The organism is Xanthomonas sp. Leaf148, from assembly GCF_001423585.1.
Lineage (GTDB): Bacteria > Pseudomonadota > Gammaproteobacteria > Xanthomonadales > Xanthomonadaceae > Xanthomonas.
This window is the reverse complement of the sequence record NZ_LMOP01000002.1, coordinates 58,079-73,433: the sequence shown is the minus strand read 5'-3', so window position 1 is coordinate 73,433 and position 15,355 is coordinate 58,079. Positions and strand designations below refer to the sequence as shown.

Genomic DNA, 15,355 nt, shown 5'->3' with positions numbered 1-15,355 from the left:
TATAACGAAGGCTCACCGAAAGATTCGGTTCGTTGATCCTTCACACTTGGAAGAAACCCCTTGCCATTATGGAGATAGTGCCGGTGTAGCATCGATTTCGAGTGGATCGTGCGCGCCCGCCGACATCCACTCTCCCGAAGCGGGCACTTCCAGGATCAGCCCATGAACACGATTGAAAAGATTTCCCTCGACCGCCCCCACTCCACCATTCGTGTCGACTGCTCAGTAGCTGACGGCACCCATTGGTTATACATGCATGCAAACGCGCATCTCGGTGTACGCCCTTGCTGCAACCCCGAGTTACTGGACGAGATATGGGATGTCATGGGTTCAATCACGCGTGCTCCGCACGAAAGGCGTAATGGCGAGCTGCGTCATTTCGTTCTTGCGTCTGACTCAAGCGCTTTCAATCTAGGCGGGGATCTGGATCTGTTTGCACGCCTGATCCGCGAGCAAAATCGCGATCACTTGTTGCGCTATGCAAAACGGTGTGTGGAAGGTGTGCACCATCTGCACGTGGGCTTTGGTGGCGACGTCCGCAGCATCGCGCTACTGCAGGGCGATGCACTGGGCGGCGGACTGGAGATGGCCCTTGCCTGTCACACCATCGTCGCCGAGGAAGGCATCGGCATGGGACTTCCCGAGGTCTTGTTCGATCTATTCCCTGGAATGGGCGCATATTCCTTCCTATGCCGCCGCGTCGCGCCTCATTTGGCAGAAAAAATCATTCTTGACGGACGCATCTACAGCAGCGAAGAAATGCACGCGATGGGGATCGTGGACGTACTGGTCCCGAAGGGGCAAGGCGTGATGGCGACTGAAAATCTCATTCGTCAGCAAAAACGTATCCCCAACTCCTACCTTGCGATGAATGCGGCGCGCAACGTGGCACAGTCGGTTCCGTATGAAGAACTGCTGCGCATCACCGAAATATGGGTGGATGCAGCACTGGCATTGAGCAACAAATCCTTGCGTACGATGGACCGGCTGGTCAAGGCACAGAATCGACGAATGGGCGTAGGTCCCGCCTGATTTTGGTAGATCCAATGCAGGGGGATCAGGCCCGGCCTATTGCCGGGCTTTCATCCAGGATCGCCATTTCCACTGGCGCCTTCCTGGGACTTCCGTCGTGCACGTTGAGCGAGCGCATCGCGTCCTTGCTGCAATCCATCCTTGAGTTGCTCCAGCCGCTGACGCCACTCGGCCCGCAGCTGCGCCTCTGACAGTCGCATCAACTCTCCGCCCTGTTCGGCCAAGATCACCAGTCCAAGATTGCTGGAGACACCCTTGACGGCGTGTGCATGCTCACGCAACCGTGCCCAATCTTCATCGGCAGCGGATTTACCCAGTTGAACGACACACGCGCTGACATCGCTGAGACATTGTTGAATGAACTCGCGCTCGAATTCATTGCCCATCCCCAGCTCCGCCAGTTCGTCCAGCACGGCAGGATCCAGCACGGTGCCGGTCACAACCGGTCCGCGGATGCCAATCGTCAAATCCGTCTGGCGCAGTTTTTGATTGACGGCGATCTCGGCCAGCGTATCCAGCAGCTTGATTGCCGCCACCGGCTTTGCCAGGAAGGCGTAAGCCCCGGCCTGTTCACAACTACGGATTGACTCTGGGGTTACGTCAGCACTCAGCACCACCACCGGAGTACCCGGTTGGCCTCCGGCCTGCATGACACGGAGCTGCTTCAGCATGTCCAGACCGCTGACGCCAGGCATGTGCAGATCCACGATCGCAAGGTCGAAATCCGTCGCAGCAAGCGCGTCGAGCACTGCTTCGCCACCGTCGACGCAGGTGACGCGATGCCCCGCCTTTTGCAGCAAACGTTGCAGCACAAGACGATTTGCCAGATGGTCGTCTGCCACCAGGATGTGCATGCTGCGCACGCGGGCACGGTGACGCAGAAATGGATCGGCAAACGCGATGACATTGCCCGGAATCGTTGTCGCGTCTGCATCCTGCAACACGGGCAGTGGCGCTAGCGCCGTTGCGGGCTTTTCTGCCACCAGACCAAATGGGAGCTCAAACCAGAACAGACTGCCGCCGGTCGGATTTTCCGCAAAACCAATCGCGCCGCCCATCGACTGCACCAGCCCCTTTGCAATCGTGGTCCCCAGACCGCTGCCTTCGAACCGACGCGCCAGCCCGGTATCCGCTTGCTCAAACGCATCGAACAGACGTGGCCGCATGTCGACCGGCACACCGATACCTGTATCGAGCACTTCAAAGCGCAGCAACACCCCGGCATGGCCGCTAGGCAAGCTTGTCGACACCTTCAACTGCACACTGCCTTGATCGGTGAACTTGACTGCGTTACCGACCAAGTTGAGCAAGATTTGCTGCAAGTGACCGGCATCCCCTTGAATCTGCGGGGGCACGTCCGCGGCGACGGTCATCTCGTAGCTCAAGCCCTTTGCCTTGGCTTGCGGTTTGAGGATGAGGCCAATCGCCTGCAATGTAGAGTGCAGCGCAAAATCCGAAATAGTGATCCGGAGCTTGCCGGCCTCGATGGCCGAGATGTCCAACACCTCTTCCACCAGCGCAAGCAGGCTACGTGTGGAGGCTTGAATCGTTTTAAGACATTCGCGCTGCTCGCTATCCAGACGCGTAGTCGCCAACACCTCGGTCATTCCGGACAACCCGTTGAGTGGCGTACGGAATTCGTGACTCATGTTCGCGAGAAAGCGGCTCTTGGCCTCACTGGCACGACGTGCCTCCGTCGTGGCGCGGGTCAGCTGCCGTAAAAGGCTAGAGAAATACAGCGGAACAGCAGCCAGGCCAATTGTCAGCCCGACCCCAAGGCGTTGGTTGAGACGCCAGTAGTCGGTCATTGCAACTGTCGTGGCAAAACTCGCAACAGCCATCACCACTGCAAGGTAAAGATAGCGGTTGCCGTATCGCAGGCCGTTGCCGACGGTGACCCACATGACCACCACATAGACCCAGGCCAAGGGTTCCCCCATCTGGATCATGCCGGCTGCCATCAAGCCGTAATCGGCCAGCATCCCCAGGATGCGACGCGCATCCGAGTGGCCGGGGCGCCATAGCAACCAGCCGAACAATGCAAGCCCGAGGCTTAAGCCTGTGAGGATAATGCCCAACACGCTGGCGTGTTGGGTCGGGGGCAAGCTGTGATGGACGCTTGGCAGCAGGACGTAACACAGGATCAAGGTGATCAAAACGATGCGAACAATCGCTTGACCATGTTCGCTGTCAGGTCGATTCGTCAGCCGCTGCCGGATCCATCCGAACGAGTTCATGGCCTATACCCCGGGCCGCGCCGATGCGGTGGAGAACTCGCCGCAGATCTGGTCCAGCTGCGCGCGACCACGCAGTAGTGCATCCACGCAGCGCGGGTCGAACAGGCGACCGCGTTGCGCGTAGAGATACGCCAGCGCGGCGTCCATCGTCCACGCTTCCTTGTACGGACGCGGCGACAGCAGGGCGTCGAACACGTCGGCCACCGCCACGATGCGCGCTTCCAGCGGAATCGCCTCGCCGACCAGGCCGTCCGGATACCCGGTGCCGTCGTAGCGCTCGTGGTGGCGCAGCGCGATCAAGGCGCCCACCTGGATGAAGCGGTTCTGGCTGCCGCTGAGCAACTCGTAGCCGATCCGCGGGTGGCGCTTCATCACGCTCATCTCGTCGTCGGTGAGCTTGCCTGGCTTGAGCAGCACCGAGTCGGGAATGGCGATCTTGCCCATGTCGTGCAGCGGTGCGGCCATCTCGATGATGCGCACCTCTTCTTCCGACAACCCCAACTGTTCGGCGATCAGCCCGGCCACATGCGACATGCGCTCCAGAAACGCGCTGGTGCCCGAATCGCGGTATTCGATGGCGCGCGCCAGCCGCGACAAGGTTTCGCGCTCGCGCTCTTCGACCTCGTTCATGCTGGCCAGCAGGCGTTGTTCCAGCGACAGCGCGCGTTGCTTGACGCTCTCGCTCTGCTGACGCAGCTGCAACAGATTGGAGCAGCGTGCTCGCAGCTCGCGCGGGCGGATCGGCTTGACCAGAAAGTCGATCACCCCGGCTTCCAGCGCCGCCTGGCGGATCGGCTCGTCGCCGACGATGGTGATCAGGATGATCGGAATATCGCGATGGCTCGGCAGCCGGCGCAGGCGCCGCGCGAACTCCAGGCCATCCATCCCGGGCATGCGGTAGTCGAGCAGCAACAGATCCACGCGCCCGGCTTCGCACCAGGCCAACGCGTCGAGCGGGTCGCCGAAGTCGTAGACCTTCAGCTCCGGCGCGATGTCCTCGATGACATGGCGCAGCATCGTCCGCGCGGACATCTGATCATCGACAATGACGATGTTCAATCCCAGATCCGCCTTTTCCGCCCAGCTTCCCCATGTATCCGCCGACACCATGCCGTCCGGATTCCCTAAAACATCCTGCATAGCCGTTGCTCCTCTATCCCGAGAACGGAAAAGCGTGACGCCGACCCCTGTGTCGACTCCCCCGGACCTGACGCTGTCCGGAGCTGTGCCCTAGCATATGCAGTATCTGTGCCGTGAGCACGCGTTCGCACAAAAAAAATCAGGCTTCCGGGCGCATGTAAGGAAACAGCAGGACATCACGGATCGAGGTGCTCCCGGTCAGCAGCATCACCAGACGGTCGATGCCGATGCCCAGGCCGCCGGTCGGCGCCATTCCGTACTCCAACGCACGGATGTAATCGGCGTCGTAGTGCATCGCTTCGTCGTCGCCGCCGTCCTTGGCCTGCACCTGCGCCTGGAAGCGCGCGGCCTGATCTTCGGGGTCGTTGAGCTCGGAAAAGCCATTGGCCAGCTCCTTGCCGTTGATGAACAGCTCGAAGCGGTCGGTGTACCCCGGCTCGGTGTCGCTGGAACGCGCCAGCGGCGACACCTCCACCGGATGGTCGGTGATGAAGGTCGGTTGCACCAAGGTGTGCTCGACGGTGGCTTCGAAGATTTCCAGCAGCAGCTTGCCCCAGCCGTAAGACGGCTTGGTGCGGATCTTCAGCCGCTCGCAATGGCGCAGCAGCGCGGCGCGATCGGTGCAATCGGCCGCACTGATTTCCGGATTGTGGTGACGAACGGCCTCATCCATGCGCCAGCGACGGAAAACCGGCGCCAGATCGATGTCGGCGCCATCCCAGCTCACCTGGGTGGTGCCCAGCACCGTGTGCGCGGTGTCGCGGATGACCTGCTCGGTCAGATCCATGATCTCGTGGTACGTGGCGTAGGCCTCGTAGAGCTCGAGCATGGTGAACTCAGGGTTGTGCCGGGTCGACACGCCTTCGTTGCGGAAGTTGCGGTTGATCTCGTAGACGCGCTCCAGGCCACCGACCACCAGCCGCTTGAGATACAGCTCCGGCGCCACGCGCAGGTACAGATCCAGATCCAGCGCATTGTGGTGGGTGGTGAACGGCTTGGCGGTGGCGCCGCCGGGGATGTAATGCATCATCGGCGTTTCCACTTCCAGAAAACGCCGCGCATCCAGCCATGCGCGCATCGCACGGATGATCTTGGAACGCTTGATGAAGACCTCGCGTGCCTCCGGGGTGACGATCAGGTCGACGTAGCGCTGGCGGTAGCGCTGCTCCACGTCCGACAGGCCGTGCCACTTGTCCGGCAGTGGGCGCAGCGACTTGGTCAGCAGCCGCAGCGCGCTGGCCTTGACCGACAACTCGCCGGTCTTGGTCCGGGTCAGACCGCCCTCCACCGCCACGATGTCGCCGACATCCCAGCCCTTGAACGCGGTATAGGCATCGCCGAGCACATTGCCCTGCAGGAACAACTGCACGCGCCCGGATTCGTCCTGGATCTGCGCAAAGCTGGCCTTGCCCATCACCCGCTTGGCCATCAGCCGGCCGGCCATCTTGACGGTGCGACCGCTGGCTTCCAGCGCTTCGGGGGTCCAGCTGTCGGCATCGGCGAATTCGGCCTGCAGATCGCCGGCGAAGTGTTCGCGCACGAAGTCGTTGGGATACGCGATGCCCTGGCCGCGCAACGCGCCCAGTTTCGCGCGACGCTCGGCGATGAGGCTGTTCTCGTCGACGGGAAGGTGTGGCGCGGGGGTCTGCTCGGTCATGGCGGGGTCGGTCTGCTAGAAGTCGGGCGCGTGCCCGGTGGGGAGTGAGCGCCCGGCAGCGCCGGGCTCTCTTACATTGACGGTGTCGCGCGTCGGTGGCCTGACGTCTGGCTGCCGCAACGCGGGGTGGCGCTGCGCTGCATGCAGCCTAGCGTCGTGCAAGGTCGTCGCATCCGCTGCGACCTCGCGCGGCGGTCAGGCGTCCAGGCGTTTGGAGCCTGCCGCCAGACCGGCCTTCAGGCTGGCCTCGACGAATTCGTCCAGATCGCCGTCCAGCACTTTTTGCGTGTCGCTGCGTTCGATGCCGGTACGCAGATCCTTGATACGGCTCTGATCGAGCACGTAGTTGCGGATCTGGCTGCCCCAACCGATGTCGGACTTGGTGGCTTCCAGCGCGTCGCGTTCGACGTTGCGCTTTTGCACTTCCAGTTCGTACAACTTGGCGGCCAGCATCTTCATCGCGTTGTCGCGGTTCTGGTGCTGGCTGCGGCCGGTCTGGCAGGCAACCACCGTATTGGTCGGGATATGCGTGATACGCACCGCCGATTCGGTCTTGTTGACGTGCTGACCACCGGCGCCGGACGAGCGGTACACGTCGGTACGCAGGTCGGCCGGGTTGATGTCGATCTCGATGTTGTCGTCCACCTCCGGCGACACGAACACCGAAGTGAAGCTGGTATGCCGGCGGTTATCGGAGTCGAACGGCGACTTGCGCACCAGCCGGTGCACGCCGATCTCGGTCTTCAACCAGCCGTATGCGTATTCGCCCTCGATGCGGATCGTGGCCGATTTGATGCCTGCCACTTCGCCGCCGGACACTTCCATCAGCTCGGTCTTCCAGCCACGCGACTCGGCCCAGCGCAGATACATGCGCAACAGGATTTCCGCCCAGTCCTGCGCCTCGGTACCACCAGCGCCAGCCTGGATATCGACGAACGCGTTGGAACCGTCCATCTCGCCGGAGAACATGCGCTGGAATTCCAGCTTCTCGACATGGATCTGGTACTTGTCCAGATCGGCGATCACCGCCACCGCGGTGTCCTCGTCCTGCTCGCTCTCGGCCAGTTCCAGCAGATCGCCGGCATCGGTGAGGCCGGCCAGCACATCGGCGATGCCGATGACGGTCTTTTCCAGCATGGAACGCTCACGTCCCAGGGCCTGGGCACGCTCGGCGTCGTTCCACACGTCCGGGCTTTCGAGCTCCCGGCTGACTTCCTCTAGACGCTCTTTCTTGGCGTCGTAGTCAAAGATACCCCCTGAGCGAGAGCACGCGATCGTTGAGATCGGTGATGCGCTGGCGGATCGGATTGGTTTCGATCATGACGGACTTCCGGCAAACAAGCGGGCTAGTTTAGCAAGCGGGCGACGGTGGCGGAACGCGGTTGCGCCGTGGCTGCACACGCTTCAGAACCGGCAGTCTCGATGCCCGCCTTGCGGTTGCGCGCGACCGCAAGGGCTTGCAGGTCCCCCTCCCCCAGCGCGCTGATGTCGCAGCAGCGGCGACATGGGCGAAGTGGCTGCTACGAATAGCAAGCCGCCGTGGCCAGCTTTGCCGCCCCGCAATGGCTCTAGCGGCCTCAGACCGTCACTGCATCTGTGCGGCGCGCAACGGCACCCTGCCCTGCCCGCGCGCGTACATCGGTCAGATGACTGCGACTGCACGGCAACACCGTGGCGTCGCGCAGATGCACGCGCGCATCGCCAGAATCGACCTGTTCGATCGCCTGCACCTGGTCCAGATTCACCAGATAGCTGCGATGGATCCGCACGAACACTGCGGGGTCCAATTTGGCTTCGATCGCCGCCATCGTGCTGCGTAACGGATAGTCGTGGCCGCGCACGCGCAGGTTGACGTAGTTGCCGGAGGCCTGGACCCATTCGATATCGGCGGTAGCGACCAGGAAATCGCGGCCGAGCTTGCGCACCAGAAAGCGCTCCGGGCGGTCCAGCGGCTCCTCCGGCGCGCCTTCATCCGGCGCCGCAAGCAGATGCGCCTCGCCCTGGCGCCGCCGCGCGTACCAGCCCAATGCGTGCTGCAACGCCACCAGCATCGCAAAGGTACGCAGATCCTTGGACAACTCATAAAACCACTGCAGCGGCCAGCCTCCGAAGTCGTAATGGCTACCGGCCAGCGCGTAAACCAGCTTGCGCAACAGCACCATGCCGGCAACGTGCGCCAGCCACCAACCCAATGCAGCCGCCAGATACACCGGCACACGGCGACGCCAGACATCGGCATGCAGCGGCCAACGTGCGCAGAGCCAGAACACCGCGGGTAGCAACAACAGCGATGCCGTGGCGCTGGTCAGCTCCCAGCTCAGCACCTGCCACAGCACGATCGCCTCGCCATCGCGACGCCCCGCCAACCATGCGGTCAGCGTGTTGCCCAGTGCGCTCAGGTAAAACACCAGCAACCAGATCGTCACTGCCCAGCGCGTGGCGAAGTGACGCGCACCGTCCTGAGGTGTCGGCGGGCGCGGCCCGATGGTTTCCATTGCAGAGGTCCGCAGTTGGCAGCTGCCGATGATAGAGGCCTGCGCAACGGGGCGACACCGTCATCCCCACTGCTCCCGTTCGTCCCTGGGAGGATGCAACTGGTCACTGCGCGCGGGCGTTTCCACCCCTGGCCCCTTTCTTCATGCGGGTCGGCGGGCAGGATGCGTGCACTTCACCGACCAACCACCCCCATGACCGAGCGCCGCCACGATATCGATGCCTTGCGCGTCTTCGCCTTTGCCCTGCTGATCCTCTATCACGTGGGCATGGCCTACGTGGCCGGCTGGGACTTTCATTTAAAGAGTGCGTACACCACCGACTGGCTGCAGGCGCCCATGATCGCGCTCAACCGCTGGCGGATGCCATTGCTGTTCATGATCTCCGGCATCGCGATCGGTCTGGCGCGCCCGGAACGTACGCCGTGGCAGTTCGCCTGGCGGCGCTGCGGCCGGTTATTGCCACCACTGCTGTTCGGCATGTTTGTGGTGGTGGCGGTGCAGGCGTACTGCCAGGGCGTCAGCAACGGCAAGGTCGTGCCCGGCTTCGGCAACTTCCTGCTGCGCTATTGGCAGGTCCGGCCGTGGCCCGCCGGCAGCTTCGATGGCTGGGAACACGGCATCACCTGGAACCATCTGTGGTACCTGGCCTATCTGCTGCCTTACACCTTGTTACTGATGGCCATGGTCGCGCTGGGCCGCATGCTGCCCGTGTCGCTGCGAGCCTTGCCGGCGTCGATCGCGCTGCCGGCCCTGCTGCTGGCCCCGATCCTGTGGGAGGCCTTCTGCCTGCTGTGGGTGATGCCGCGCCACCCACCGACCCACGCCCTGGTTGGCGACTGGTTTGTGCATGCCGAGTCGTTTCCGTTGTTCGTGCTGGGATATGCGCTGGCCCATCACCCACGCTTCTGGACGTGGTCAGTGCAGCTGCGTTGGCCAACCCTGATCGCCGCGCTGCTGGCGATCGCCACCGAGCTGAGCATCCGCCATCTGGGCCGCTCGCTCGATCCGGTGCAGCTGCCCGCCCTGCTGGCGACAGTCCGCTGGGACGTGGTCGAGCGGCTGGCGCGTGCCGCCTACACCTGGCTGGCACTGCTGACCCTGTTCGGCTGGGCAAAGCATGGCTTGAACCGCCCATTCGCGTGGCTGCCGTACTGCACCCAGGCCGTGTTCCCCTGGTACATCCTGCATCAGAGCCTGATCATCCTGGCGCTGTACTGGTTGGCGCCGTTGCACCTGGGCCCGTGGCTGGAACCGTCGCTGGTGTTGGCCTCCACCGTTGCCGGCTGCCTGCTATTGCACGAATACCTTATCCGCCGCGTGCGCTGGCTGCGTCCGCTGTTCGGGATGCCGATGCGGGAATCGCCGACCAGGGTGCGCGCCACGGCAACGCTGACGCAGGTGTGATCGCTGAAAGCGACAGGCCGGCAGACAAGACCGCACAGACAATGCCGTTAGCGCATCGTCGCCAGAACAACCCGGGCACCGCGCGAAGATCGCAGTCCATCTGCAGCGCGCAGTGTGGTCGATCGCGGGGACGCGCAGATGCACTGCAGCGACCGGACACACTCGCCGTCATGAATTGTGTTCACTGCCTGCGGACGATTCGCCTGGACGCCCTGCGGCAGGCATCGCAAGATGCCGGCCCGGACCTACGATGAAGGAACTTCGATGCGTTACGACCTGCTTGCCGCGGCCTTGCTGTGCAGCCCCGCACTCGCGCTTGCCGCGCCTGCCACCAGTGTCGATTTCAGTCATGACGACTGGACCATCGCCTGCGACAACACCCGCACCTGCCGCGCCGCCGGATATCAGCCGGACGAAGGCGAGCACCTGCCGGTATCGGTGCTGCTGACGCGCAAGGCCGGTGCCGGCCAGGCGGTGACGGCCGAGCTGATGCTGGGCCAGTACGACGAGATCAAGCTGCCGGCGTCGCTGAGCCTGCAGATCGATCAGCGCGATCTGGGCAAGCTGGCGCTGGATGGCAAGAGCGGCACCGCAGTCTTGAGCAGCACGCAGGTCACCGCGCTGCTGGCGGCACTGACCCGCAGCAGCAAGATCGTGGCGCTCGGCAACGATGGCCGCCGCTGGCAGCTGTCCGATCGCGGCGCGGCAGCAACGCTGCTGAAGATGGACGAATTTCAGGGCCGGCTGGGCACGCGCGGCGCGCTGGTACGCAAGGGCGATCGCGACGAGGCCACCGTGTTGCCGGCGTTGCCGGTACCGCAAGTCCGCGCGGCCAAGCTGGCCGCAGCGCAGGCCGGCGACGCACGTCTGGGCAGCTTGCCGGCGCTATATCAGGCGCTACGCGCCACGCTTCCGGCTGATGAAGAATGCAAGGGCCTGGATGCCAGCGATGCTGCCGAACCGCTGACCATCGCCCGCCTGAGCAGCGACAAGCTGCTGGTGTCGACCGATTGCTGGATGGGCGCCTACAACATCGGCACCGGCTTCTGGGTGGTCAACGCGCGTGCACCGTTTGCACCGACGTTGATCACCACGCATGCCAGCGATCTGGATGGCTCCACCATCCTGTCCTCGCAAAAAGGCCGCGGCCTGGGTGATTGCTACAGCGAGGAGCGCTGGACCTGGGACGGCCGTCGCTTCGTGCAGACCTCCAAATCCACCTCGGGCCTGTGCCGACTGGTGGCCGCCGGCGGCGCCTGGGAACTGCCAACGGTGGTGGCCGAGGTCAAGCAGTCACCTTGATCCAGTCAAGGGACAGTACGGCCGCTCGTAGCCATGCGGCCGCGACCGCCGCAGAGAACAGCCGCCACCGGATTTCTGCTCAGCGATGTCGTTCGACCGAGCCGGCTCCAGCCTGAATCTCTGCACTGCGGATCGCATGAACGGACAAGATTTCGCAAGGCCGCAGCGGTAGCGCTGCCGGCCACGCGCGTCGAACTGAACGGCTCCACGGATCTACTAGGTAGCAGCGCGAGACCGTATAGACGGCGTTGGAAACGAGCGCTCAAGATGCCGGCTCGATCCACCCTGAAAGAAAGACATGCGCATCAACCTGATCGCCGCCGCACTGATACTCTCGCCTGGCGCAGCACTTGCCGCCGCCTCCGCAACCGGTATCGACTTCAGTCACAAGGACTGGACGATCGCCTGCGACAACACCCGCACCTGCCGTGCCGCCGGCTACCAACCGGAGGACACCGAACCGGCGGTCTCTGTGCTGCTCACCCGCAAGGCCGGAGCTGCACAACCGGTGACCGCGCAGCTCAAAATCGGTCAGCTCAAGCAGGCTACCGCTCCCTCGACCCTGACACTGTCCATCGGCAAGCGCGATCTCGGCCCCCTGAATCTGCAAGGCGCGACAGGCAGCGCCACGCTGAGCGCCGCCCAGACCAGCGCACTGCTGACGGCACTGACCGGTGAGAGCGCAGCCATTGCGGCGGTGGGTAACGATGGCCGCCGTTGGCAGCTCTCCGATCAGGGCGCCAGCGCCGTGCTACTCAAGATGGATGAGTTCCAGGGCCGCCTGGGCACCCGCGGCGCCCTGGTCCGCAAGGGCAAGGGCAATGAATCGGCGGTGTTGCCGGCACTGCCGGCTCCACAGGTGCAATTGGCCAAGCTCGCTGCCGCGCAACCCGGCGATGCCAAGCTGGCGCGTCTGCCGGCGCTGTCTGCCGCGCTGAAAACCGCTCTGCCTGCCAAAGAGCAATGCCAGGCACTGGAGCCGGGCGGCGCGCAGGAGCCGCTGAACATCGCGCGCCTGAGCAACGACAAGCTGCTGGTGTCGGCTGCCTGCACGCTGGGTGCCTACAACCTCGGCATGGGGTATTGGGTGGTCAACGCCCGCGCGCCGTTTGCACCTGTGCTGGTGACCCTGCAGGGCACCGATCTGAGCGGGTCGACCATTCGCTCGTCGCAGAAGGGACGTGGGCTGGGCGATTGCTCGGTCGATGCCAGCTGGGGCTGGACTGGACAGCGCTTTGTGCAGACCGCCAAGTCCAATTCCGGTCTGTGCCGCGGAATCGCCGGCGGTGCCTGGCAGCTCCCCACGCTGGTGACCGCAGTCAAGAAGTAACAGCGTTGTTGTCTGACAGCTGCGGGCGCCATTGGGCGCCCGCAGTTATTTGCACTCATATCAAAACAGCGCAGGCAGGCAAGTCGCCACGCGTTCGGCTCAGGCGGTGACCACGACCGGCTCGCAATGCTCCACGATCAACTGCACCGCAGTGCCGCCGCGGTAATCGTCGCTGACCAACCGATACGCCAGCCGCACCTTGCGTGCCGGTTCGCTGCCACGCCATCCGTTGAAATGGATGGCATTGAGCGGCTCGGCACGACCGGCGCAACGCAAGGTCAGCTTGAGATGGCGTTCCTTGAGCAGACGCCATTGCAATATCTCGAACTCGCCGTCGAACAGCGGCTCCGGAAAGCCCTGCCCCCACGGTCCGGCCACACGCAGCGCCTCGGCATGCACGTGATCGAGTTCGTGCGCGGCCAGCTCGCCATCGCTGTGCAACTCGGCATGCAGCAGCGACGCATCCACCATCGCGTGTACCTGCGCCTGAAACGCCTGCTCGAAGGTGGCCAGCGCGGCATGATCCATGCTCAAGCCCGCCGCCATCGCATGGCCGCCGAACTTCTGCAGTAAGCCTGGATGACGCGCATCCACCGCCGCCAGCACGTCGCGGATATGCAGGCCGGGAATGGACCGCGCCGAACCGCGCAACTGGCTGCTGCCCGGCTCGGCCGGGGCCAGCGCGATCACCGGACGGTGCAACCGGTCTTTCAATTTGGAGGCGACCAAGCCGATCACGCCGGGGTGCCATTCCGCATCGAACAGGCAGGCGGCGATCGGCAAGGCGCCATCGGCATCCAGCACCACCTTGGTCACCGCCTGCTCGGCATCGTCGGTCATCAACTGCTGCACCGCGCGGCGCTCGGCATTGATCTCTTCGAGCGTGGCGGCGATCTCGCGCGCCCGGTTCCAGTCTTCGCTGAGCAACAGCTCGATGCCCAATGACATGTCTTCCAGCCGGCCGGCCGCGTTCAAGCGCGGCCCGAGCGCGAAGCCGATATCGCTGGCGCTCAGACGCGCGACATCGCGGCCGCTGGCATCGATCAGCGCGCGCAATCCGATGCAGCCCTTGCCCTCGCGCAGTCGACGCAACCCGGCCGACACCAGCGCGCGGTTATTGGTGTCCAGCGGCACCAGATCGGCCACCGTGCCGACGGCGACCAGATCCAGCAACACCGACAGATCCGGCTCGGCACGGTCGGCAAAGGCGCCGCGCGCGCGCAGCGCACTGCGCAGCGCCAGCAACACGTAAAAAATCACGCCGACGCCGGCCAGCGATTTGCTGGGAAAGCTGTCGACCGCCAGGTTCGGGTCGACGATCGCATCGGCCGGCGGCAGCACCTCGCCCGGCAAATGGTGGTCGGTGACCAGTACCGTCCAGCCGCGCGCCTTGGCGGCGGCCACGCCGGCATGGCAGGCGATGCCGTGATCGACGGTGACCAACACCTCCGGTTGCAGCGCAGCCAGCTCGTCCACCAAGGCAGGCGACAGGCCATAGCCGTGCACCATGCGATTGGGCACGGCGTGGTGCACATCCAGCGCGCCGAGCATGCGCAAACCGCGCACGCCAACCGCGCAGGCGGTGGCGCCATCGCAGTCGAAATCACCCACCACCAGGATACGCCGTTGCTGGGCGATCGCATCGGCCAACAGATTGGCGGCCACGTCGCTGTTGTGCAGCAACTCGGGCGAGAGCAACTGGCCCAGCCGCGGTTGCGCGCCCTGCGCATCGCGGACACCGCGCGCGGCGTAGATGCGGCGCAGCAGCGGCAACATGGCATCGGGCCAACTTCCGGCCTGCCCTGGCGGGCGCCGGACGATCCGGGGAGTGGAGGTCATTGCGTCAGTTGCTGTCGCGGCGTGCGCCAGAACCGCCAGCGTTGCGTGCGTGCCAACGTCAGCGTTTCGCCGTCCTGGAAATCCAGCACCAGCCGATCCAGTTCGCTACGTGCCATCGCCGCCAGCAGCGGTGCCACTGCGTCGTCGCCGAACTGCTGCAGCGAGCGCAGATGGCGCAGGTCCACCAGCGCATCCACGCGTTGATCGCCCTGCGCATCGGCACTGGCCGCCAGCGCCAGCGCGCGCAGCAACGACTCGCGGCTGCGCACCTGCCGATGCGGCGATGTCACCGCATGCGGCAGTGCGCCGCCGCCCCAGAACCACAGCGAATTGATCGCCGGCTTGCCGCTGGCCACGCGGCCTTCGTTCCACGGATGCTGATGCAGCAACACCTGCGCTTCGGTCAGCAAGGCACGCCAGCGCCGGCCAGAATCGCCGGCCGGCAGATGCTCGAACAGATCGTCGCCGATCGCCACATCCGGCGGCGCGAAGTCCGGCAGCTTGGCATCCGGCGACAGACGCAGATACCAGCGCGATGGGGTCGGCGCATCGAGCACAAATCCGGCATCGCCGAACATCGGCTTGAGGATCGGCAGCAGCACCGCCAGGTCCTCAGCGGTGGCGCCAAGCGCCTCGCCGTAGCCCATCAGGCGTGCGCCCTGCATGTCCGGCACCACATAGGCCGGGTCGGCACGCACCCAGGTGGCGCCTGCGGCATCGCCGGCATCCAGTTGCCGGGTCAATGCCGCCACCGGCCACTGCGCTGGCGTCAACGTGAAATGCCGCTGCAACTGCGCCACTTCGCCGGCATCGGCGGTGTGCAGATCGGCGCGCGCCAGGGCACTGGCCACCACCGCGTTGTCCAGCGTTCCGGGCAGACGGCGTTTTTCGGGCAGCAGCAGCGTTGCGGTCGTCATCG

General features: G+C 64.4%; 11 protein-coding genes. 4 read left to right on the top strand and 7 right to left on the bottom strand.

The genetic code is table 11. The features are described 5' to 3' along the window. The first annotated feature begins 162 nt into the window (after window positions 1–162). On the top strand, window positions 163–1,032 hold the full coding sequence (locus tag ASF90_RS04500) for a crotonase/enoyl-CoA hydratase family protein (protein ID WP_055846516.1): 870 nt from the start codon (window positions 163–165) through the stop codon (window positions 1,030–1,032). Between the two features lie 50 nt (window positions 1,033–1,082). On the opposite strand, the gene ASF90_RS04495 is transcribed toward ASF90_RS04500, so the two are convergent. The 5 genes from ASF90_RS04495 to ASF90_RS04475 form a co-directional block, all read right to left on the bottom strand. Further along, window positions 1,083–3,269, bottom strand: coding sequence for an ATP-binding protein (locus ASF90_RS04495; protein WP_055846513.1), 2,187 nt, complete (start codon window positions 3,267–3,269; stop codon window positions 1,083–1,085). A 3-nt stretch (window positions 3,270–3,272) separates the two neighbouring features. Beyond that, on the bottom strand, window positions 3,273–4,409 hold the full coding sequence (locus ASF90_RS04490) for a two-component system response regulator (RefSeq protein WP_055846510.1): 1,137 nt from the start codon (window positions 4,407–4,409) through the stop codon (window positions 3,273–3,275). A gap of 139 nt (window positions 4,410–4,548) precedes the next feature. Further along, window positions 4,549–6,066 carry a lysine--tRNA ligase gene (gene lysS / locus ASF90_RS04485; RefSeq protein ID WP_055846507.1) on the bottom strand — a complete coding sequence of 506 codons (1,518 nt, stop codon included), beginning with the start codon at window positions 6,064–6,066 and terminating at the stop codon, window positions 4,549–4,551. Window positions 6,067–6,261: 195 nt separating this feature from the next. After that, window positions 6,262–7,387 (bottom strand): peptide chain release factor 2 gene (prfB, locus tag ASF90_RS04480; protein WP_115558961.1). Its coding sequence is split into 2 segments (ribosomal slippage): window positions 6,262–7,311 and window positions 7,313–7,387, totalling 1,125 coding nucleotides; the frame shifts between segments, so codons are not numbered across the junction. Between the two features lie 256 nt (window positions 7,388–7,643). Continuing rightward, on the bottom strand, window positions 7,644–8,594 hold the full coding sequence (locus ASF90_RS04475; RefSeq protein WP_055846506.1) for a LytTR family DNA-binding domain-containing protein: 951 nt from the start codon (window positions 8,592–8,594) through the stop codon (window positions 7,644–7,646). 159 nt (window positions 8,595–8,753) lie between these two features. Here ASF90_RS04475 and ASF90_RS04470 point away from each other — a divergent pair, with 159 nt between their 5' ends. The 3 genes from ASF90_RS04470 to ASF90_RS04460 all read left to right on the top strand — a co-directional run bounded on the left by ASF90_RS04470 (window position 8,754) and on the right by ASF90_RS04460 (window position 12,597). Continuing rightward, window positions 8,754–9,965, top strand: coding sequence for an acyltransferase family protein (locus tag ASF90_RS04470; RefSeq protein WP_055846503.1), 1,212 nt, complete (start codon window positions 8,754–8,756; stop codon window positions 9,963–9,965). Between the two features lie 264 nt (window positions 9,966–10,229). Further along, on the top strand, window positions 10,230–11,267 hold the full coding sequence (locus ASF90_RS04465) for a DUF1176 domain-containing protein (RefSeq protein ID WP_055846501.1): 1,038 nt from the start codon (window positions 10,230–10,232) through the stop codon (window positions 11,265–11,267). A 298-nt stretch (window positions 11,268–11,565) separates the two neighbouring features. Further along, on the top strand, window positions 11,566–12,597 hold the full coding sequence (locus ASF90_RS04460; protein WP_055846498.1) for a DUF1176 domain-containing protein: 1,032 nt from the start codon (window positions 11,566–11,568) through the stop codon (window positions 12,595–12,597). Between the two features lie 99 nt (window positions 12,598–12,696). Here ASF90_RS04460 and recJ read toward each other — a convergent pair whose 3' ends face one another. Beyond that, window positions 12,697–14,436: a single-stranded-DNA-specific exonuclease RecJ gene (recJ, locus tag ASF90_RS04455; RefSeq protein WP_055846495.1), complete on the bottom strand. Its 1,740-nt coding sequence runs from the start codon at window positions 14,434–14,436 to the stop codon at window positions 12,697–12,699. Then, window positions 14,433–15,353: a hypothetical protein gene (locus tag ASF90_RS04450; RefSeq protein ID WP_055846492.1), complete on the bottom strand. Its 921-nt coding sequence runs from the start codon at window positions 15,351–15,353 to the stop codon at window positions 14,433–14,435. Before ASF90_RS04450 ends, recJ begins: the two co-directional genes overlap by 4 nt. Between the last annotated feature and the right edge of the window lie 2 nt (window positions 15,354–15,355).